Consider the following 1,022-nt stretch of genomic DNA (forward strand, 5'->3'; position numbering starts at 1 on the left):
CCCACCAAATGAAGAAACTCACCATGGAAGACCTCAAAGCCTTCCGTGACCACCTGCGCATCCCCATCACCGACGAACAACTCGACGCGGACCTCTACCGGCCCCCGTACTACCACCCCGGCATGGACGCCCCGGAAATCCAGTACCTCATGGAACGCCGCCAGCAACTGGGCGGGTTCCTGCCCGAACGCCGCCCCGACCACACCCCCGTGACCCTGCCCGAGGCCAAGTCCTACGACATCGCCAAACGCGGCTCCGGCAAACAACAAGCCGCGACCACCATGGCCTTCGTCCGGCTCCTCAAAGACCTCATGCGGGACAAGAACTTCGGCAACCGCCTCGTCCCCGTCGTCCCGGACGAATCACGCACCTTCGGCATGGACGCGTTCTTCCCGACCGCGAAAATCTACAACCCCAAAGGCCAGAACTACCTCTCCGTGGACCGCGACCTCGTCCTGGCCTACAAAGAATCCCCCGCCGGCCAACTCATCCACCCCGGCATCAACGAAGCCGGAGCCGTCGCCGCGTTCACCGCCGCCGGCACCTCCTACGCCACCCACGGCGAACCCCTCGTCCCGATCTACGTGTTCTACTCCATGTTCGGCTTCCAACGCACCGGCGACTCCTTCTGGGCCGCCGCCGACCAAATGACCCGCGGCTTCATCATCGGCGCCACCGCAGGACGAACCACCCTCACCGGCGAAGGACTCCAACACGCCGACGGACACTCCCCCCTGCTCGCCGCGACCAACCCCGCCGTGCGCACCTACGACCCCGCCTACGGCTACGAAATCGGCCACATCATCCGCCACGGCCTCGAGCAAATGTACGGTCCCGACAGCACGGACAAAAACGTGATGTACTACCTCACCGTCTACAACGAACCCATCACCCAACCCGCCGAACCCGAAAACCTCGACACCACCGGCCTCCTCAAAGGCATCTACCACCTCGCCCAAGCCCACACCGGCCACGACAACCGCCCCACCGCGCAAATCCACGCCTCCGGCGTGTCCCTCCCC

The 1,022-nt window shown here is 64.8% G+C and carries 1 pseudogene; it reads left to right on the plus strand.

Features of this window, described 5'->3' with window-relative positions:
• Positions 1-1,022 (plus strand): annotated as a pseudogene (locus tag ACFV20_RS37305) (pyruvate dehydrogenase (acetyl-transferring), homodimeric type); the annotation flags it as partial.

This window comes from Streptomyces sp. NPDC059696 (assembly GCF_042733745.1).
GTDB lineage: Bacteria > Actinomycetota > Actinomycetes > Streptomycetales > Streptomycetaceae > Streptomyces.